The sequence below is a fragment of the Candidatus Aminicenantes bacterium genome, from assembly GCA_026393795.1.
Lineage (GTDB): Bacteria > Acidobacteriota > Aminicenantia > UBA2199 > UBA2199 > UBA2199.
The window spans coordinates 1-20526 of record JAPKZL010000164.1 but is presented as its reverse complement, the minus strand read 5'-3'; the positions used below and the strand labels follow the sequence as shown (position 1 = coordinate 20526).

The following is a 20526-nucleotide window of genomic DNA, read 5'->3' as shown; positions in this document are numbered from 1 at the left end:
AATGTTGTTGAATATCGAACGGAACTTTTCCTCGCTCTCGCGTAACGCCTCGAGCGCAGCCTCCCTTTGGGACTCCGCCCGCTTGCGCTCGCTGATGTCGCGGATAATACCTTCCACGTATTTGGGGTTCCCTTGCTCGTTCCTTATCAGATGGCTGGAGACCGAAACCGCAATATGTTTTCCATCCCGATGCAGCAGGGTGATTTCGTAGTCGGAAACCGCGTCCTCGCGGAGGAGTTTCTTCAGGAGGGCCTTTCGCTGTTTCCTGTCGGTGTAAAAATCGAGGACCTGGCACCCAATCAGCTCTTCAGGCTTCCAACCGGAAAGAACGAAACAGGAGGGGGAGAGATTGGTGATGAGCCCCTGCATGTCGGTCTGGTAATAGAGGTCAACAATGTTGTTGAATATCGAACGGAACTTTTCCTCGCTCTCGCGTAACGCCTCGAGCGCAGCCTCCCTTTGGGACTCCGCCTGTTTGCGTTTCAAGGACACCGCTGCCAAAAAACTGAAGTTCTCTAATATTTCCTTCGGCAGATCGGGTTGACCCTTTCTCATCGCGAGCAAAGACGTACCGTATAGCTCACCATCGATGAGGTAGGCTACTCCGATGAACCGGTCAACCTTGAGCAATGCCTGTATCGCAGCTCCCGCCGGACGCGAAACAGCCCCGAAGCTCGCTTCATGCAAGGTCTTTCGTATACCAATAATTTCTGTGGTTATCTCTCGGTACATCTCATCGCTTACAACAGAATGGATTCTCTCCACTTGTTTGCTGAGCAGGCCAACGACTTTTCCGAGCAACCTTGGCTCCATTTCTATATGTTGGGGCGTTGTGGTTCGGCTTTCCGGATTGTATTCGGAAAATATCGCCGCCACGGCGCCGGTAAATTCCTTGATCCGTTTGGTAATGAACGCTTCGAGATTATCCGCCGATGACAGCATTGACAATTCGATGGAAAATTGGTTGAGTTTTGACAATGCATCGTTCTGCCGTGCCAATGCCTCCTCCGCCTGCTTGCGCTCGCTGATGTCCTCGACCGTGCCTTCACAAAAAAGGACGTTGTTGGCACCGGCACTGACCATCCTGGCATTCACGCGGATTGAGAGCGGCGTATTGTCCTTTTTCCGCCAAGTCAGATCAAAGCTCCTGAACTCATTTTGGCTCTCTATTTTAGCGCAGAATTCACTTAATATTTTCAGGAGATTTTTGTCATTTTTCCCCGGGTTCTTCCGCTCAAGTTCAGCTGATGCTGCATAACCAAGGATCTTTTGCAAGGCCGGGTTGGCGTCGAGGATCTTGCCGTCGGCGCTGAAGCGGAAGATCCCGATCGGCATGTTTTCAAAGAGAGAGCGATAGCGGACTTCACTGTCTTTCAAGGCGTTTTTGATTTTCTTGTAGCGGCTGATATCGACGACCACAAGTTCTTCTGTCGGCTCTTTATCTTTCATTGAGCAGCTCCTAGTTCAAATAAGAGGAAGAAGAATATCCAATATCCAAATAAGAGGAAGAAGAATATCCAATATCCAACACCCAACCACCAATGTCCAAATAAGAGGAAGAAGAATATCCAATATCCAACACCCAATAACCAAATTTCAAATAAGAAGAAGAAAAAGAAGAATATCCGATAGACAAAGAGGAAAGGGTTCTTCTCTGAACCTTGGATATTGGATATTGGTTATTGGTTATTGGATATTGTTTTTCTGAATCAGAAGAATATCCAATATCCAACACCCAATAACCAAATTTCAAATAAGAAGAAGAGAAAAGGGTTCTTTTCTGAACCTTGGAAATTGGATATTGTTTTTCTCTTTTTGGATTTTGGTTATTCATCTTTTTCTTTGTTTTTTTTTGCTGTCGCAACGCTCTTAAACAGTATTGCAATCAATTCATCCGTTTCCTGCAGAAGTGAAAAGAGCTGCTCTGGCGGCGTGACTAGTTCCGCCCGGATAATGATCTTCAGCCAAATCTCAGTTTCACGCAGTTCTTTCAGTGCGATTTTCAGCTTGTGAATAAAATCGGCTTTTGATTCTGCGCTCTGTGCTTCTCCATAGTTTGCGGCCGGAGAGGTGCCACTTCGTAATACTTGCGAACAGATATGTTTGCCCGCTTTGTTTTCCGGTATCGTGTCAGAAAGTCTAATTATCTTCACCGCAAAGTCAATTAAACGCTCCTGCAGGTCAAATGTCTTTTCCTTCATCATTGTCTATTCTTTTTTGCCTCCCGGATATTTGGTTATTGGATATTGTTTTTCTGAATCAGAAGAATATCCAATATCCAACACCCAATAACCAAATTTCAAATAAGAAGAAGAGAAAAGGGTTCTTTTCTGAACTTTGGAAATTGGATATTGTTTTTCTGAATCAGAAGAATATCCAATATCCAACACCCAATATCCAAATTTCAAATAAGAAGAAGAGGAAAGGGTTCTTTTCTGAACCTTGGAAATTGGATATTGGATATTGGTTATTGGATATTGTTTTTTTCTTATTTGTTTTCGGTTATTCATTTTGTCCGTATCTCGATAACAGTTTGTGTAAGGGCGGTTCGCGAACCGCCCCTACAAATCTGACACAAAGGGCGACCAGCCGGTCGCCCCTACGCAATTGCAATTTTCTTTCTTTATTTCTCTTCATTCTTCTCTTATAACCTCGAACTTATAACCTCGAACTTCGAACGTTGAAAAGGGCGTCCGCTGCGGATTATGCTTTGTGTCGCTCATGACACCTTCCCCTTCAAACGTTTCTTCCTGGTCCCCGGCGGCAGAAAATTCTCGCCGGTCACCACGCTTCTCCCGGTCTTATTTTCCAGGTCCAGCCGTGCTTTTCTGGCAACCCCGCCGCCGGTCTCTATCTGACGGGTCGAGAGTTCGGCCAGCGCGGTAAAAATGAGCTCCGCTTCGCTCATGTGGTCACGCAGGTTTTGGGTCTTTAAACCTTTGGTTTTCTTGTGATCTTTAACCGTCAGGTCCGACCATTCCTGATGGATGATATTGGTCAGGATGGCATACTCGTCCTCGCCCTTAATCTCGTGGCCCTGCCAATAGTCGGTGAGCTTGTTGCGGGTTTCCTGTCCCATCATCCGCTGCTGGATCCATTTTTCACTGCGGCCATGCTGTTGCCAGTAGGCGCGGGCCCGATCGAGCGACCGGGCCGGGTCCGACATGTCCTGGAGTCGTTCGTAACCCACCTTGGCCAGCCAGAGTTTGATCGGTTCGGCCTTGGGGCTGGGCACAGACTGGATGAGGCGAAGCAGTGTTTCGGGGTTGGCCGCATCGGTGCGCCTCATTTTGCCGTCATCGGCGATCATTTTCAACTGGTAACAGTTTGTTACCAGTTCACTCCCCTCTTTAGCCAAGCGTCCTTTTAAAACCTTCCAATACTTTCTGGCAGTCTGATAATCCGGCTGTTGAATTAAAGCCCGGACAATATCCACGACAGAGAAAAACCAGGTCTCGGTTTTCTCGTCGTAAATCCGGCGTATATTGAAATTCTCGAAGACGGCCAACGCGTTATGCATGGGGCATCTCTTTTTTCCTTCGTGCCTTCGTGTCTTCGTATGAGTCGCTCATGGCCTCTTCTCCTTTTTATTGCTTTGTCCCGGACTCTCCGACAATTCCATGCGCTTGAGCGCGGTCAGCCTCTTTTTGAACTGTCCGGAATAGCCGAACAGTTGCCTCCCTAATATTTGGAAATTGGATATTGGTAATTGGATATTCTTTTTTTGTTTTTGGTTATTCATTTTGTCCGCATCTCGAAAAGGGCGACCAGCCGGTCGCCCCTACGAATCTGACACAAAGGGCGACCGCGAGGCAGCATCGATCATTCGCCTGTTCTGGCGAATAGAATCGATCTGCCACCACAGGGGGGTCGCCCCTACAAATCTGACACAAAGGGCGACCGCGAGGGTCGCCCCTACATCATTCCGAACGTTCTTACTCTTCACTCCGAACTCCCAACGCCGAACTTACTACTCGGTTTCTCCCCGCTGCTTTGGCCTGATACAGCGCCGCGTCGGCCGCGGCGATCAAGCGGTCGACGGTGCTCTGTCCTGTTCCCGCTGCCGTGCCGATGCTGACGGTAATGGCAACATCTCCGGCCTTGGTCTTGATCGCGGCGGCTGCCACCTGTTCACGCAGCCTTTCGTATAGCCCGTCGTCGCTCTGTCCAGGCAAACCGGTGGCGATGATCAGGAACTCTTCGCCGCCGTAGCGGCCGACGCAGTCGTATTCCCTCAAATTGGCCTCCAGGCAGCGGGAAAAGGCGACCAGCACGTCGTCCCCGGCCTGGTGGCCCAGACGGTCGTTGATTTTCTTGAAATGGTCGATATCGCACATGCCGACACTTAAGCTGTTGCCCTGGCGCAGGGCCCGTGACAACTCCTGGTTAAGCCTGTCCAGGATGGCGCGGCGGTTGTAAAGCCCGGTCAGGGCATCGTGGGTCGCCTGGTAGGCCAGGGCGGTTTGCGTTTCCAGGAGGCTCGACTGCAGATCGAGCATGCGCTGGCCGACCCTGATCCTGGCCTGCAATTCAGCATTGTCATAGGGTTTGGCGATGTAGTCGTTGGCTCCCGCCTCCAGCCCCTTGACGATGTCGCCCTTTTCGCCGCGTCCGGTGAGCAGGATGACATAACTGGGGTTGGCGGTTTCTTTTTTTCTGAGGCGGCGACAGACTTCCAATCCTTCCAGTCCCGGCATGTTCCAATCGAGCAGGACCAGCTTCGGGGCGTCCGGCTGCTGCAGCGCTTCCCAGGCGGTATTGCCATCCGCGGTGGCCACGGGCTCATAGCCCCATTTTTTTAAAATCGCGGTCAGCATGCGCCGCGAGGTCAAGTCGTCTTCGGCGATCAGAATTTTCATTGTCCGTTCTCCAGCATGAGCGCCTGCAGCAAGTGAAATTGCCGTTCCAGTTCGGACAATAGCGCGGTGACCTCGTCAAGGCGCTTTGCCTGGGCCGCCTTCTCAAGAGCCATAGCCGTAACGCTCAAGGCCAGGCCGCCGACATTGGCCGCCGCGCCTTTAATGGCGTGGGCCTGCAATCCCGCCGCTTTGACGTTGCCACGCCCGATGTGGCGCTTAAGCATATGAATCTGTTCGGGCATGTCCTGCAGGAAAGCGTCGGTGATCTCCTTGACCAGGTCCAGGTCGCCCGACAGCCTGTCCACAAAAGCCCGGCGGTCGAAAACAAGGGGTGCGGATGGTGCGGCCGGGACAGCGGCAGGCACTTTCAGGGATTGATCGAGCCACTTGTCGAGAACGGCGGCCATGGCTTGGGGCGCGATCGGTTTGGGAATGTAATCGTCCATGCCCGCCTCGAGACAGCGCTCGCGGTCGCCCTTCATGGCATGGGCGGTCATGGCGATAATGGGGATCTTTGAATTGGGGATTGTTGTTTGGCCTGAGCGAATGGCTGCGGTGGCCTCGAAGCCGTCCATGACCGGCATCTGCACATCCATGAACACGAGGTCATAGGCAACCGTTTCCAGGGCCTGGATGGCTTCGCGGCCGTTGCTCACGGCGTCGCTGTGAAAACCCAGTTTTTCCAGAATGCCCAGGGCTACCTGCTGGTTGGTGAGATTGTCTTCGACCAGCAGGATGCGCACTTTGAGGCGGCGGGCCTCGCTGATGGTGTGGCGGGTAACCAGGGCAGCTTCCGCAGTGCCGGCCTCGGGAGCAACGGCGCCGATGATCGTGGCCAGGCAATCGTACAATTGCGACTGCTTGACCGGCTTGGTCAGGTAAGCGGAGAAGCCGATGGCTTCAAGGCGTTTGGCGTCGCCGCGCCTGCCGAAGGAGGTCATCAGCACCAGCAGGGTGTCGCGCAATTTTGGATCGGCTTTTATCGATTTGCCCAGGGATTCGCCGTCCATTTCGGGCATCTGCATATCCGCGATGACGATGCGGAAGGGGTCGTTCTGGGCGCGGGCTTTTCGCAGCATGTCAAGGGCCTGGGCGGCGCTTGCGGCTTCGGTATGGCGCACCTCCCAGGAAGCCAGTTGTTCGCTCAAAACCAGGCGGTTGGTGGCATTGTCGTCGACGACCAAAATACGCACGCCGCTGATCTTGGCCTGGCCTGTCCCAGTGCCCCGGTCGCGTTGCGGCTGTTTGCCGAAAACAGCGGTGAACCAGAAGGTCGATCCCCGGCCTTCGACGCTTTCAATGCCGATTTCGCCGCCCATGGCTTCGACCAGGCGCTTGGAAATGGCCAGCCCCAGCCCGGTACCGCCGAAACGGCGCGTGGTCGAAGCGTCCACTTGCTGAAAGGCGCTGAACAGCAGGCCGATCTTGTCGGCGGGAATACCGATGCCCGTGTCGCGCACCTCAACCCGGAGCTTTATCCGCTCCATGCTTTCCGATTCGAGCCTGACCTCAATAAAGATCTCGCCCCGGGCCGTGAACTTGATGGCGTTGCTGCCCAGGTTGATCAGGATCTGGCGCAGGCGCCCGGGATCGCCCTTCAGGAACGTGTGCACTTCGGGGTCGACGCGGCAGACAAATTCGAGGTTTTTCTCGTGGGCGCGCAGGGCCAGCAGTTCCGCCGCGTCCTCAAAAGTTGCCCGCAAATCGAAATCGATGGTCTCCAATTCCAGCTTGTCGGCCTCGATCTTGGAAAAATCGAGGATGTCGTTGATGACGCTCAGCAGGGCTTCGCCGCTCAAACGCACCGTCTCGGCAAAGCGGCGCTGCTCCGCAGAGAGGTCGGTGCCCAAGAGCAGCTCTGTCATGCCGATGACGCCGTTCATGGGCGTGCGAATTTCGTGGCTCATGTTGGCCAGGAACTGGCCCTTGGCGATGTTGGCTGCCTGGGACTCAACGGCCAGCTGGTTGGCCCTCTGGTTGGCGGCCTCGAGCCGGTTGTTGGCCTGCTCCAGCTCATCGAGCAGATTGTACAGCTCTTTTTCGGCTGTTTTTTGCTTGCTGATGTCGCGCAGGATGCCCACGGCATGCCAGCTGCCTTTGATCTGCACCGCGGACAGCGACAGGGCCACGGTGATTTCCCGGCCGTCCTTGCACAGCCCCTGCAATTCAAGCGTCTTGCCCACGGCCGCTCCCTGGCCCGAGCGCTGGAACTCCGGAAATGCGGCGTGAAGGGCTTGGTGATAGCGTTGCGGGGCGATCAGGTCATGCAGGTTGTGGCCGATGGCCTCGTTGCTGATGTGACCAAAAATCCTTTCCGCGGCGGGGTTCCAATAGGTCAGCCGGCCCTGGTCATCCATCATCAGGATGGCATCCTGGGCCGAAGCGGAAAGGACGCGGAACCGCTCCTCGCTCTCGCGCAGCGCCGATTCTACCCGCTTGCGCTCGGTGATGTCTCTAAAGACGCCCAGCAAATATTTTTTTCCCGATAACATAATCGGGGCTCCGCGAACATTGGCATAAAAGACGCTTCCGTCTTTTCTTCTCATTGGAAGATCTCTGGCAGGCGCAAGCCCGTCGGTCGCTTGCATCTCGATCTGTTTTTCCACATAGGGCATATCTTCTTTGGGATGGATATCCGCGGCCCCTAATTTCTGCAGTTCTTCCAAGCTATAGCCAAGCATTTGCGACATACTGATATTGGCATTGTTGATCTTTTGATTTTCCAGATTGATCAAGAGCATCCCGTCAACAGAATTGTCAAAAATGAATTTAAACCTTTCCTCGCTCTCCCGCAGCGTTTCTGTTGCCTTATATTTGTCCCGGAAGAAGCGAGCCTCCTGCTGCCGCCAGAGCAGAGCCAGTCCGGCGCCGGCGCCGAGGAGCAGAACGAAGACCAAAATGATGATCATGCGCAACCGATCTTTTAGCGGCGCGAACACTTCGGCGCGATCGATGCGGGCCTCCAGGAACCAGGGCGAGTCGGGGATGGCGCGCAAGACGGCGATCACCGGCATGCCACGGTAGTCCCGGCCTTCGACGATCCCTTCCCGGCCCAGCACCGCCATGACAGCGGGATTGTTTTTGTCGCTCAGGGGGATACGCAGCTTCAGGGCGGCGTTTTTTTGAAACCGGAGTTCATTCAGATAGAGAATGTCGCTGCCTTCGCGGCGGACCAGCAGGGTCTCGGCAGTCCGGCTGGGTGTTGGCCAGCGCTGGATAAGGGGGTACAGATAATCGTTGGGATCGATGCGCATGGCCAGGGTCGCCTTCGGCAGGTTGCCGTTATAGCCTTCGAGTACCGGGATCAATATTTTTATATATATCTTTTTAGTGGACTCGTTCCAGTAGAAATCCTCAAAAGCCACTTTCCCGGCGCGCAGGTCCGCGGCCGAGCTTGGGGAAACAAAGGAAACGCTTCGCTCCTCGACAGCGGGGATGGATATTTTCTTAAAAAAACTGTTGTCCAGCAGCATGAGCCGGTCATATTGCCGCGCGGTGCGCAGATGGCTCAACCATGTGCGGATCTCGATTTGGGCTTTCAGATCGGCCGGATTTTCGAAATAGCGCCGCACCAGGACGGAAAAAACGCCGTTGTGGAAGAAGAGCAGGGCGTCGTTCAACCGGCCGCGGCGCCAATTGGCCAAGTCGCTTACTTTCTGCCCGACGATGGCGGTCAGCTGGCTCTCTGTTTCGGAGCGGAATTGGAGCTTATAATTCCGGTAAAAAAGGAAACCGGCCGTGATGATGACCACGGCCAGGAAAACAAAAATCAGCATATAGCGAATTCCTGACCGGTTTTTTTGGAAGCTATTTTTGTTCATAACTTGGCCATTCTTCCCCGCCTGGGTCATTGCGGCCTCGCTGGTATCGGTTTTCTGATAAAACCGGCGCTGCCTATGAATTAATGGTAGCATAGGCATTTTATAAAAGTCAATGAAACATGGGTTTTTTTAAATTAGGCAATGCTTTTTGGATGGAAGTTCGATTGCCTAGTAGTGATTGGAATTCCTACTTGATCAAACGCTTTTTCATCAGCTTGACGCCGATGAGGAAGGCGGCCGTTTCCAGGATGAAAATAACCAAGAAATTGAAGATAAGGCTGGTGGAATAGGTGCCGTTGAATATGGCCCGGGCGATGGCCACGGCGTGGGTCAGGGGCATGAACTGCGATAGGGTCTTCATCCAGCCGGGGAACTTGTCCAAGGGGAAAAAGACCCCGGAAAAGAAGAGCATGGGGGTGATGACCAGTTCCGAATAATAATTGAAAAAGTCGAAGTTGGGGGCAAACGAGGTGACGACCATGGCCAGGGAGCCGAAGAGGACGCCGACGATGACCATCAGCAGCACCAGCAACAGCACGCTGGCCAGCGACACCGGCAGGATGCCCATGAAGATGGCGACGATCATCATCAACCCGCCGCTGACCACGCCGCGGAAGGCGCCCCAGGCGACATCGCCGGCGATGGCGTCCTCGGCCGAAACCGGGGTGGCGATCAGCGAGTCGTTGAGCTTTTCGTGGTCCATCTTGACAAACGTGCCGTACATGCACTCGAAGCTGGCGGTCATCATCACCGAGGTGATCAGCACGCCGGGGACGAGGAAATAAAGATAGGGCTTGCCGCCGAAATAACCGATGTAGGCGCCCATGCCGATGCCGAAGGTGATCAGGTAGAAAAGCGGCTGGATCAAGCTGGCAATAAAGGTCGTCAGTACGAAGCGCTTGTAGGAGACCATGTTGCGCCAGAAAACGTAGATGATGCGGTAGGAGAATTTCATTCGATCAGGCTCCTGCCGGTCAGCTTCAGGAAAACGTCTTCCAGCGATGCCGGCCGGTGCACGGTGTCGGGCAGATCGAGTTCGAGCACTTTTTTCATCAGCGGCCGGCCGTCATCGCAGTAGAAATACAGCGAGTCGCCGACGCGCTCGTGGCCGCGGGCCAGCGGGCCCAGCTCGGCCAGCAGCTTCCCGTCCTGGTCGGCCGCGGCGCGGATCTCGGTGACCTCGCGGCCGATCTCCTCGGCGATGAGCCGCGAAGGCATGCCGGCCTTCAATATCCGCCCCTGGTGCATGACCACGATGCGGTCGCAGAGCTGCTGGGCCTCCTCCATGTACTGCGTGGTCAGGATCAGGGTGACGCCCTGGCTCTTCAGCTGCCGCAGCCGCTGCCAGATCAGGTGCCGCGCCTGCGGGTCGAGGCCGGTGGTCGGCTCGTCGGCGATGATGAGCCTCGGCTGGTTGAGCAGGGCGCGGGCGATGAGCAGGCGGCGCTTCATGCCGGTCGAGAGCTGGTCGATCTTGCTGTCGCGCTTTTTTTCGAGCTCGACGAACTTCAGCAGCTCGTCGATGCGTTGCTGCGCTTCGCGGCCGGGGATGTCGAAAAAATGGGCGAAGACCTGCAGGTTCTCGCGCACGGTCAGGTCGTTGTCGAGGTTGATCTCCTGGGGGATGACGCCGGTGTTCTTCTTGATGACGCGGTTGTCGATGGAAGCGGCCATGCCCAGCACGGTCAGCGTCCCCGAACTGACCGGCGAGACGCAGTGGATCATGCGCACGGTCGTGGTCTTGCCGGCGCCGTTGGGCCCCAGGAAGCCGAAGCATTCGCCTTCCTCGATGGCGAAGGAGATACGGTCGACGGCCGTGAATTTCCCGTAATTTTTGCAAAGCTGTTCGGCAGTGATGATGGTTTTCATTTCGCCTGGCCGGGAGCGTATGATAGCAGATTTTGATTCAATGTCAAAAAAAGGATTTGAAATATGTGTGGGGGTTTGATTAATCAAACCCCTACGTAAATTCACCATAATACAATTTGATTTTATTTTAGCCGCGGGCCATAATGATAGCCATGGAGCACCAGATCGGGAGGGAACCGCTGTCCTTTTTCCTGCAGCAGGTCTACCTGAAGAATCTTTCCGGCAGTCTGGAAATCGCCTGCCGGGATTTTCAGATCAACCTTTATTTCCAGAACGGCAAATTGATCAACGGCGCGAGCACCCGCTTTGACGAAAAGATTTCCGTCATCCTGCATTTGATGGGCCTCATCAGCGAGGAGCAGTACAATTTCCTGAGCGGCCTGCACCAGTTTGCCGACGACCAGGTCAGCGCCATGCTGCTCGACCACAATTTCGCCAAGAAAAATGACATCTTCTTCGCCCGCATCTACCAGCTCCGGCGCATCGCCATCTCGACTTTTTCCCTGCAAACGGGGAAATGGAGCTTCTTCCCCGATGAGCCGCATCCGCCGTTCCGCGAGATGTTCGAGATCCCGCTGGCGGGAATCCTAGTCGAAGGGGCCAGGTCGATCGACCATGTCTCGCTCTATTCCAACCGCTGGCTTTTACGCGAACCGCTGCCGTTCAAGGAAATACCGCCGCTTCTAGAAATCTATCTGACCGATGCCGAGCTCGTTTTCCATGCCCGGCTGGCGGCGCTGAGCCAACAGCGGACCTGCCAGGAGCTCATTGCCCTGCTGGACATGCTGCCCGTCGATTTCTGGCGCAAGATCCTGGTGTTGCACATGCTCGGGCTCCTGCAGTTTCAGAAAAGCGACAGCCATGCCGATATCGGCCGGGATATTGCCGCCCTCCTGGAAACGAACCAGAGGATCCAGGCCCCGGGCAGCGATGTTTTTTCCCTGCTCGGGCTGGCCCCCGACACGCCGGCGGAGAGAGTGGAAACGGCCCGCAACGACATGCTGCTCCGCTTCGCCCCGGAGCGCTTCGGTTCGGCCGCCGCCCCGGAGATCAAGAAGATTGCCCGCGCGGTCTGTGACCGTCTGCGCTCGGCCGAGGTGAAGCCGGTTGCGCCGGCCGTGCCGCAGGATGAGCCATTACCCCTGGAAGTCCCGGTCGTCGCGGCGCCATGGCAGGATGAAGATTTTTCCATCGTCCCCGAGCCCGAGCTGCCGTTTATACCGGCCGCCGCGCCCCCGGCCATGAACATCGCCGCCAGCGACCACGAAAAAGCATGGGCCATGCTCCTCAAGGGCAAGGAACTGTACGAGCAGCGTGAGTTCGACAAGGCCATCGGCTTTCTCAAGCAGGCCATCAAGCTGGAACCGGGCCAGGGCGACTTCCATTACCTGCTCGGGCTTTGCCAGGGAGAGATGGAAGTCATGAAGAATGACGCCGAGACCAGCTTGAAAAAAGCCATTGAACTCAAGTCCTGGAGCGCCGATCCGGTTTACGCCCTGGGCATCCTCTACCGCGGCCAGGGCAAGATGAAACTCGCCGAGCGCTGCTTCCAGCGGGTCAAGGAGATCACCTACGATCACACCGGCGCCAGCCGGGCGTTGGTCGATCTGCGCCGCAAGAAAGTAAGGGAAAAGGCGGCCCCCCCCCTGTTTAAAAAAAGGAAATAATGATCTCAGCCCCTCAGATTTCGTCGTAAGCGAGGCTAAAAATTCCGTTACCCTGGCTCAGGTCGCCGCTCTGCAATCCCTTGCTGAACCAGCGCACCCGCTGCGCCGACGTGCCGTGGGTGAAGGCGTCGGGCACGACGTAGCCCTGCTGCTGCTTCATGATGCGGTCGTCGCCCACCGCCGAGGCGGCGTTCATCCCCTCTTCGATGTCTCCCTCCTCCATCAGCCCCTTCAGGCGCTGGGCGTGGTGGGCCCAGACGCCGGCGAGGAAGTCGGCGTGAAGCTCCAACCGCACCGACATGCGGTTGACCTCCTCCTTGTCCATCCCCTGCATCCGTTCCTGGACCTGCTGCATGACCCCGAGCAGGTTCTGCACGTGGTGGCCGACCTCGTGGGCGATGACGTAGGCCCAGGCGAAGTCGCCGCGCGCCCCCAGCCGCTGCTGCATCTCCTGGAAGAACCCCAGGTCGATGTAGACCTTCTCGTCGCCCGAGCAGTAGAAGGGGCCGACGGCCGACTGGGCGTTGCCGCAGGCCGAATTGGTGGCGTTGCTGAACAGGACCAGCTTGGGCTCGCGGTACGTCTGGCCCTGCTGCTGGAAGACCTGGTGCCAGACGTCCTCGGTGTCGGCCAGGATGACGGAGACGAATTCGCCCAGCTCCTTTTCCTCCGCGGTCAGGGGCCGCGCTTGCTCCTGCCCTGTTGCCGGCTGGGAGGTTTGCATGTTCTTCAGAACCTCGTCCGGGTTGCCGCCCAGCAGCAGGACGATCACGGCCAGGGCGAGTGCGCCCAAGCCGCCGCCCACGGCCACCTGCCGCCCGCTGATGCCGCGGCGGTCCTCGACGTTATCGCTTTGCCTTTGGCCTTTCCATAACATGTTCGACCTCCTCTCCGTGTCAACGGGAAATAATGGACCAGGCGCTAGCCCGAGTCAAGGGGGGCCGGCGCCAGCTCAGTTTTTCAGCAGCCGTGAGGCGGCCGCGGCGCTGAGAAACGAGACCGAGCCGCCCAGGACCGTTCCCCAGGCCAGATCGACCAGCGTCACCAGCAGCGGCCAATCCTTCAACGTGGCCAGGTTGGTCAGGTCGTAGGTGGCGTAGGACACGAGCCCGAACAGCGCCCCCTGCCACAAGGCTTGCAGCGGCGACCCCTTGGCCAGCGCCGGCGCGATGATCAGCAGCTGCAAGCCGGCGATGAACAGCAGGTAGAACAGGATGGCCGCCGGCCAGTTGACCGTCGGGCTGAGCAGCGCGCCCAGGTGTCGGCGGTAAAAGTTCTTGGCCACCAGCCCCAGCCAGACCATGTCGATGAGAAAAAAGACGGCCAACGTGAGCAGGTAAAGCAAGATTGCGTTTTTAAGCGACATATTCACCTCCATAGAGCTTTCATTATATCAGGGTTTAGGGTACAGGGGATAGGGTACAGGGTTTAGGGTAAGATAAGAAAGCAAAGAAAGAACTCAGCGATTGTATTGGAAAAAAGGTTGGTAGCGGGGGTAGGATGCGCCGATCGTCCTTCTAACAAAGTCCGATCGGCAGGGTCACGGCGCCCCGCTTCGCGTGCACCTCGGCTTGGACCTACGACCGTCCCGAAGAGGGCGGGAGTCCCGCCTCAGCGGGACGACCTTTGGGTTATAAGACCAATGCTGTTAACTGCATATACTCCTCCCGCCCCTTACTGGAAAATTCTTGTATCAAATGATAGACTTTCAAAAACAGTAAAGACTTTTTTGACATGAGGTGAGCCGTGAAAAAAAGCGCTTGGCGGATCCGCCGGATGGGTGTGGCATTACTTTCGGGAACACTGATAATGAGCGGTTGCTTTCACAAGGATATGGCCAAATGCGAGGCCGACGATATTGTAAAAGCGGCTGTTTACAGCGGCCCGCAGGGGTATATCCTGATCGCCCATGAGAGCATTTTTCAAGCCATCGGTAAAAGATCCGGTCGCGGATTCACCAGTATCTACGGTTACGCTGAAACCAGACTTTCAGCATACGGACTCGAAAATGGACAGCTGTTAGCCCGCATTGAATTTGGCCGAGAAAAAGAAAACCCGGTCAGCTTCCTGGGCATCTCCAACGGTAAGCTTTGGCTTTATTCTTTGGACCCGGCGCTCGGCCTGCATGGCAGAAATCCCCGCACCCTGGCCGTGACCGTCAGCCAGAAACAAATATTAGCGGCCGAGCCGGCGCTGCAAAACAACCTGGCCAAAATAAAGTGGTCCCAGATCAATAGCTTCTTCGCCTATGACGAACGGCGGGACAAGCTGATCATCACCGATATGCAGGGCTACCATTGGGCCGTCGATCCGCAGAATTTCACCATTCAGAAGTTGCCCGCAGTCATATCCCTTGCGGAGACACACCAGACCCTCAACTGTTTTTCCGATGGCGTCGAGTTTCGTTCCGCCCATTTTTACCTGAGCAACGACCTGCGCAAAACCATCACCCGGAACAGTATCCCGGTGGATCCGCAATTGAGTTTCCTGGAGGGCGAGTTTTTATGCGACGCAAACAAACCGCGCATCCTGCAGCGGCTCGGGCGGGAATTGCAGCAAGCCAAAACCCGGCAAGGCCAATTGTCCGCGCAACTGGCGGCGATGAAAGAAAGCGATCCCACCGGCCGCCGGCAATTCCAGACCGCGGAACAGAATGCCTTGTCGAAGGTGCAAACCGACTTGCGGACGGCGGAAAACGAACTTACCGTCAGAGAGCTGTGGTGGCGCGAAATTTCGGAGGAAGGCCATTTCGGTGGGCACAACCAATTATTGCAGCCCGATGACGACTCGTTCTATATCATCCATCGCGGTTCAGTCGCCCCGGATGCCAAGATGCGCATCTCGCGCCTGCACTATCCGGAAGGCGGCATGTTGCAGGAACGCTGGCAGGCGGAAATCCCGAAGATCTTCTTCGATGTCAACGAGGCCCGCCAAACCGATGCCTTTAAAATCGTATTTTCCCGCGGGAATCCCGATTTCGATTTCCAATTCTTCGAGCAGGTAAAAAACAGATTGCTGTTCATCCGCATGCTCCATGCCGTCTGCGTCGACAGCGACACGGGCCGGGTGCTCTGGCAAAATCGGCTCTGAGCGGCCCGCCCTCTGTCACAAGCCGATGCGCGGCAAGATTCAATCATGGGGAAATCAGTTTTCTTGTCAGTTGATGAAATCCATGATGGAGGATCGCGATGAAAATCATAAGAGAATGTTCTGGTTCATTGCATTCGAAATTTGATATGGAGATAGTGCGGCTCGCCATCTGTGGTTTGACTTTGGGTTTGTTTTGCCAGGCATTGATTGCTCAAATCCAGGATGGGGAAAAGCCCCCCTTCTATGCCGGCCAGCAGACTGAGATAAAAGGCCCTTATTTGGGACAGATACCTCCCGGCAAAGAGCCGAAGATATTTGCGCCGGGCATTGTATCCCAGACCGCGTCCAAAGAATCCGCTTGCACGTTTTCACCAGATGGAAAAGAATTTTATTTTACCAGAAATAATAGTCAGATCATGGCCAGCCGCTTGGAGGCACAGGGCTGGACCTACCCCGCACCGGTACAGTTCTCTGCGGGTTACATAGCCAACGAACCGCATGTGACATACGATAACAGACGCATCTATTGGAATTGGGAGCACCCGGCCCCAGCCGGCGAGCCCAAATTGCCCGATTACGGGATTTATGTCTCCGAGCGAACTGCGGCTGGCTGGTCCGTGGCGAAATACGCGGGCCAAGGCATGTTTGTCAGTTCCTCCCGCGACGGAAAAATATACGTAACCCATACCGGCCCCGAATGCGATTTCGTGAGCCAGGCCATCATGAAGGGCAACCTGATCGCCGGGTACGAAGATCTCAAGGGCGGGATTGAAAAATTGCGCGGCAGGTCCGATTCCATCGCCCATCCGTGCATCGCCCCGGACGGCAGTTACATTGTCTTTGATATCGATGGCGGTCCGCACCTGTTTGTATCCTTCAAATGCAAGGATGGCACGTGGGGCGAGGCGGTTGATCTGTCGCAGTATGGCCTTGACGTGAAGGCCGGCATCGCATCGATATCGCCCGATGGCCGGTATCTTTTTTTTGGCTGGAATGACGATATCTACTGGGTAAGCACCCGGATCATCTCTGATTTGCCCATCCCTGTCCAAAAGGAACAAGAGCAGAAATAAACCAGTGAATCTTCTCTCGCCAAATGGTGATGCCGATTCGCCCAATGGGAACGGTTGGGTTATGAAAAGAGGCATGGATTCGAATTTGAATATAGTTTGATTGGGAGAAATTTGGTAGCAGGGGTAGGATGAGCGGATCGCCCTTCTGGCGAAGGCCGCTCCGCAGGTCTCGGCCCACCCTGCGGGTGTGCCTCGGCTTGAACCTACGACCTTTGGGCTATGAACCCAGTGATCCTTATGATAAAATTAAATCGAGGATCAAAAATTGGACACAGGCCAATGATATTCAGGAAGCGGAAATTGATATTTTCGGAGATGGCTGGCAAGATCGATGCAAAGAAAGACTATAAGCTTGAAGAAATTGCCGAGCTGTTCCAATTGGATACGGGAACGATTCAGAAATGGCGCGATGTCGGGTTCATCGCCGAGGAGAGCGGCGAAAACTGCCGCCTGCAAGTAAAAGAGAATCAGCAGGTCTCGGGCAGGGGACTCCTTCATTTCATCGAACGTGCGCGCTTCAACAAGACCCTGTTCGATAAAAAATTCTTCATGATCCTGGGAGTTGCTTTAGCTGTCGCTTTTTTCCTCATGCTTTTGTCGGTTTTGATAACAGATGATCCATTCCCGATCGTCTTGGTCATGCTGCTCTGGGCGTTTGCCATGATCCCCTTCATTGTTTGGCGAGAGGTTTGCTTGAAGAATTATTCGCGGATCGAGCTGGACTCTTGGAAATCGATCCAGGATTCTGAAAGGGATTCGGTCTCGGTGAGCATCCGCTCCAGGTTAAAGCGAAACCAATGGATTTTATTCTTCTGGCTCGGAGCCGTGTTGTTCATATACCTTTTTCGTGGAAAATTGCTGAATGCCTGGCGCTTTAAGTACCATTTCGAGCAGTATTTTATTGCCGTGGCGGTTATGCAGGGGTGGGAAGAAGTGCTGGGTTTCATTTTTGAGCAGAATATGATCGCTCCCAGATCATGGGCACTGATCAAGCCCAATTATGAAAACCGATATGTTCGCTGGATGGGATTTGTGTTGGGCTTGATCTTTTTAACAGTAGGAATTGTTTATTTTTGTAAAAAATAGAGTTCGACGGTCTGTAGATCAAAATCAAGGTTCAGCATCATAATGTCAAAATATTTAAGAGTTCATTTTGGAGGAATATTTGGGATATATGTGGGATATAAAAAGTCTAAAATAGGCCATTCTTATTGCCAATAATAAAATAAGGAATAAACAAATAATTAAAAAATATTGAATTTATGGGGATATTTGGGGTGCCTCGACGAAGCGTCTCGGCATAGCCGTGTTATATGCTTCGCCGAAGACGGCTCAGCACAGCAGCATTAGATGCCTCGACGAAGCGTCTCGGCATAATGCCGCTGAAAGTTTGGTAGCGGGGGTAGGATTTGAACCTACGACCTTTGGGTTATGAGCCCAATGAGCTACCTGGCTGCTCCACCCCGCGATCCAAGAAAATATTATACGCGCGGCGAAAGCGAAAGTCAAGGAGCAGCACAAATCATCCGCCAACTGGGGTTGCTCTCACTATGATTTCAAATATTTATGGAAGTATTGAAATCATTTAGTGAGACAACCCCAGGGGGCGGATTTGATTTGTCTGCCCCCGAAGGGGGAAAAGAATCACACCGCCAACGATTGAAAGTGGCCATATGCAATCAGTAGGACTTAAGTAACGAATTTGGGGGATTGGCAGCAAAAGTATTAAAAGCATTGAAAATAATTTAAATATATTACATTATATGTGCTTATTTTAGGGGCATTAAAGCATGCAAGAAAAGAAGGCTGCAGTTGTTATTATCCAATGGCTGAATTCCAGACATTTTGCCGTTCTGGCCCAGGGAGGTTGAATTGAAGAAGAAGATCATTTTTTTAGCCCTGTGCGTCGTTTGGATCGCCGGCTGCGCGGTGAACCGCTACCGGAGCGATTTCGAGTTCGCCAATAAGCTGGCCACGGAGGGACTGTGGAAGGAAGCCTATTACCGCTGGCAAAAAGTGCAGGCCGCTAAAGGCGGCGATTCGGCCGCCCTGCACAACAACATGGCCGTGGCGCTGGAAAGCCTGGATCGGGCGCCGGAGGCCGAACAGGAATACCAGCTGGCCATGCGATTGGCTCCGGGCAACTCCTTGATCCAGGGCAACTACGACCGCTTCAAGAAAAATCAGAAGAAGAACGACAATGAAAAGAAGAACAACAATGAAAAAAAATAGACTCATTTTGCCCCTGCTGCTGGCGGCCCTGGCCGCGGCCTGCGCCGAGAGCTATGTCTCGACCCCGGTGCCGTTCCTGGAAAAACGGGTGGTGGATTTCAGCCGCTATCAGAATGTTTATTTCGTCGATTTCCTGGCCAATGTCCCCGATATCGCTTTGGACGTCGACGCCGAAAACAGAAAGGTTTTCAGCGAGGAACTGCCTTTCGCCATCAACCAGAAAATAACCACCCTCGATCCTCCCCACTGGGCCATGGTCCGCCATTTGCTGCGCCGCTACTGCCCGGCGATCGATTTCCAGTATGCGAACAGCGTCTTCTTTGCCCATGTCTTCCGCTCCCACCCGCAGTCGCTCTTCATCACCGGCAAGTTGAACCTGGAGATCAAGAAGTTGGGCGTGGTCAAAAGGGTCAAGGACGAAGAGGGCAACACGAAAAACACCTATGCCGCGGTGCAGCTGTGGGAAATGGCCATGAAGATCGCCGTCATCGACGGCGACTCGGGCCAAACGCTGCTGCAGGAGACCTACACGGAGAAAATGGAGCCCAGCGAGGCGACAACGGCCCAGTTCAACTTCAACAGCATGGTCGGCAAGATCACCGCCAGGCTGGGCCTCGCGCTCCAGCCCAGGAAAGCGACCCAGGAACGCTACATCCTGTTTAAATAGGAAGCCCAAATGAAAAAAACAATCATCGCCCTTGTCTTGGCGCTGTGCGCCGCCGGCGTTTCCGCGCAATACTCTTATTTTTACGGGAAAAACAAGATCGTGCGCAAGGCTTTTCCCTGGAAATACGCCGACACCAAGAACTTCCGCATCTTCCATTACACCGACAACCCGGAATTGCTCGCCCGCTTGGCGCGTCAAGCCGAGAAAGCCTACGACGAGGTCTCCGCGTTCCTGAACGCCACCATCGATCACCGCACGCCGATCATCTATTACGACAAGCAGACCGACCTGGAGCAGACCAACCTGTACCCGGGCCTCATCGCCCCCGGGAGCTTCGAGGGCTTCGCCGAACCGGCCAACAACCGCATCGTCGTTTACGGCAACCGCTCGAAAGAGGAGATGGCGCGGTTGTTGAAGCATGAGCTCACGCATATCTTCGAGTACACGATCCTGTACAAGGGGCATGCGACCGGGATGTTCGATTTTCTCAACCCCCCCGACTGGGTCATGGAAGGCCTGGCCGAATTCATGACCGGCTACTGGGACAGTTTCAGCCTGCTGACGGTTGTCGACAGCGTCCTGTGCGACCGCATGCCCGAGATCCAGGAGGACGGCGACATCCGCAGCGCCGGCGGCACCAACCGCCTGCCCTACGATTTCGGCCATCTGATGTACGAATTCTTTTTCGAGAAATTCGGCCGCAAGGGCGTCCGCGACCTGCTGACCAGCCAGCGCCGCCCCAATCTGGTCGGCAAGCGGCATTCGTTCCTGGAGCAATTCAACTTCGTGCCCAAGACCTTCAATTTCGAGTTCAAAAAATACGCCCGCAACCGTTTCAAGGCTTTCCTCAACCGCGAAAACCCCGAGGACTACAGTTTCCTGATCGGTCCCGATTTTCCTTTCGCCTACTCCTTCTCGCACCAGGTTTCCCCGGGCGGGGAATTGCTGGCCATCGTCACGGTCAACTACCGCACCTACAAGCTTGACATCATCATCGTCTCGCTCAAGGACGGCAAGGTGATCAAGAACGTCACCCCGGGCTACAGGTCGACCTATGACGGCATCGAGTACAAGTTCGTCCCGGCCGACGGCCGCACCTTCAGCTGGGACCGCCAGGGAGAAAACATCGCCTTTTTCGTCCGCCAGGAGCTGGACACCTATTTGATCGTGATGAACGCCCTCGACAACCGGGAACTGAAAAAGTTCAACGTCGGGGCCATCCAGAAGGCGACCTCCCCGGTTTTCCAC

General features: G+C 54.8%; 18 protein-coding genes, 1 tRNA gene and 1 pseudogene. 7 read left to right on the top strand and 13 right to left on the bottom strand.

What is annotated here, in order from left to right:
• The 10 genes and pseudogenes from NTW95_07840 to NTW95_07795 all read right to left on the bottom strand — a co-directional run.
• On the bottom strand, positions 1–1449 hold a 1449-nt coding region (locus NTW95_07840), incomplete at its 3' end, for a PAS domain S-box protein (protein ID MCX6557320.1).
• A 10-nt stretch (positions 1450–1459) separates the two neighbouring features.
• Positions 1460–1834 (bottom strand): hypothetical protein, encoded by a 375-nt coding sequence (locus tag NTW95_07835; GenBank protein MCX6557319.1) that lies wholly within the window; start codon positions 1832–1834, stop codon positions 1460–1462.
• Positions 1827–2204 carry a four helix bundle protein gene (locus NTW95_07830; GenBank protein ID MCX6557318.1) on the bottom strand — a complete coding sequence of 126 codons (378 nt, stop codon included), beginning with the start codon at positions 2202–2204 and terminating at the stop codon, positions 1827–1829. Before NTW95_07830 ends, NTW95_07835 begins: the two co-directional genes overlap by 8 nt.
• Positions 2205–2207: 3 nt before the next feature.
• Complete coding sequence (locus tag NTW95_07825; GenBank protein ID MCX6557317.1) at positions 2208–2510, bottom strand: hypothetical protein; 303 nt, start codon at positions 2508–2510, stop codon at positions 2208–2210.
• A gap of 209 nt (positions 2511–2719) precedes the next feature.
• A complete protein-coding gene (locus NTW95_07820; protein MCX6557316.1) occupies positions 2720–3520 on the bottom strand; it encodes a Bro-N domain-containing protein in 801 nt (266 codons plus the stop codon).
• A gap of 415 nt (positions 3521–3935) precedes the next feature.
• The gene (locus NTW95_07815; GenBank protein ID MCX6557315.1) at positions 3936–4499 is read right to left on the bottom strand and encodes a GGDEF domain-containing protein; all 564 of its coding nucleotides are present in this window, start codon (positions 4497–4499) and stop codon (positions 3936–3938) included.
• A gap of 12 nt (positions 4500–4511) precedes the next feature.
• Positions 4512–4859: pseudogene (locus tag NTW95_07810) on the bottom strand (response regulator transcription factor).
• A complete protein-coding gene (locus tag NTW95_07805; GenBank protein ID MCX6557314.1) occupies positions 4856–8635 on the bottom strand; it encodes a PAS domain S-box protein in 3780 nt (1259 codons plus the stop codon). The pseudogene NTW95_07810 and the gene NTW95_07805 overlap by 4 nt, the downstream one beginning before the upstream one ends.
• 232 nt (positions 8636–8867) lie before the next feature.
• Positions 8868–9635, bottom strand: coding sequence for an ABC transporter permease (locus tag NTW95_07800; GenBank protein MCX6557313.1), 768 nt, complete (start codon positions 9633–9635; stop codon positions 8868–8870).
• Positions 9632–10549 carry an ATP-binding cassette domain-containing protein gene (locus NTW95_07795; GenBank protein MCX6557312.1) on the bottom strand — a complete coding sequence of 306 codons (918 nt, stop codon included), beginning with the start codon at positions 10547–10549 and terminating at the stop codon, positions 9632–9634. Before NTW95_07795 ends, NTW95_07800 begins: the two co-directional genes overlap by 4 nt.
• 152 nt (positions 10550–10701) lie before the next feature.
• Here NTW95_07795 and NTW95_07790 point away from each other — a divergent pair, with 152 nt between their 5' ends.
• Positions 10702–12216, top strand: a complete 1515-nt coding sequence (locus tag NTW95_07790; GenBank protein MCX6557311.1) for a DUF4388 domain-containing protein — start codon at positions 10702–10704, stop codon at positions 12214–12216.
• Positions 12217–12229: 13 nt separating this feature from the next.
• Here the strand turns inward: NTW95_07790 and NTW95_07785 are convergent, their stop codons facing one another.
• Both NTW95_07785 and NTW95_07780 read right to left on the bottom strand, forming a co-directional pair.
• Positions 12230–13093, bottom strand: coding sequence for a zinc metallopeptidase (locus NTW95_07785; protein ID MCX6557310.1), 864 nt, complete (start codon positions 13091–13093; stop codon positions 12230–12232).
• A 75-nt stretch (positions 13094–13168) separates the two neighbouring features.
• Positions 13169–13582, bottom strand: a complete 414-nt coding sequence (locus NTW95_07780) for a DUF2177 family protein (GenBank protein MCX6557309.1) — start codon at positions 13580–13582, stop codon at positions 13169–13171.
• A gap of 380 nt (positions 13583–13962) precedes the next feature.
• Here NTW95_07780 and NTW95_07775 point away from each other — a divergent pair, with 380 nt between their 5' ends.
• The 3 genes from NTW95_07775 to NTW95_07765 all read left to right on the top strand — a co-directional run bounded on the left by NTW95_07775 (position 13963) and on the right by NTW95_07765 (position 17465).
• On the top strand, positions 13963–15306 hold the full coding sequence (locus NTW95_07775) for a hypothetical protein (protein ID MCX6557308.1): 1344 nt from the start codon (positions 13963–13965) through the stop codon (positions 15304–15306).
• A gap of 98 nt (positions 15307–15404) precedes the next feature.
• Positions 15405–16379 (top strand): hypothetical protein, encoded by a 975-nt coding sequence (locus NTW95_07770; GenBank protein ID MCX6557307.1) that lies wholly within the window; start codon positions 15405–15407, stop codon positions 16377–16379.
• 315 nt (positions 16380–16694) lie between these two features.
• Positions 16695–17465, top strand: a complete 771-nt coding sequence (locus NTW95_07765) for a hypothetical protein (protein MCX6557306.1) — start codon at positions 16695–16697, stop codon at positions 17463–17465.
• Between the two features lie 305 nt (positions 17466–17770).
• Here NTW95_07765 and NTW95_07760 read toward each other — a convergent pair.
• Positions 17771–17847 (bottom strand) — tRNA-Met (locus tag NTW95_07760).
• A gap of 404 nt (positions 17848–18251) precedes the next feature.
• Here NTW95_07760 and NTW95_07755 point away from each other — a divergent pair.
• The 3 genes from NTW95_07755 to NTW95_07745 form a co-directional block, all read left to right on the top strand.
• Positions 18252–18611 carry a hypothetical protein gene (locus NTW95_07755; GenBank protein ID MCX6557305.1) on the top strand — a complete coding sequence of 120 codons (360 nt, stop codon included), beginning with the start codon at positions 18252–18254 and terminating at the stop codon, positions 18609–18611.
• Positions 18598–19278, top strand: coding sequence for a hypothetical protein (locus tag NTW95_07750; GenBank protein MCX6557304.1), 681 nt, complete (start codon positions 18598–18600; stop codon positions 19276–19278). Before NTW95_07755 ends, NTW95_07750 begins: the two co-directional genes overlap by 14 nt.
• 9 nt (positions 19279–19287) lie before the next feature.
• On the top strand, positions 19288–20526 hold a 1239-nt coding region (locus NTW95_07745), incomplete at its 3' end, for a hypothetical protein (GenBank protein ID MCX6557303.1).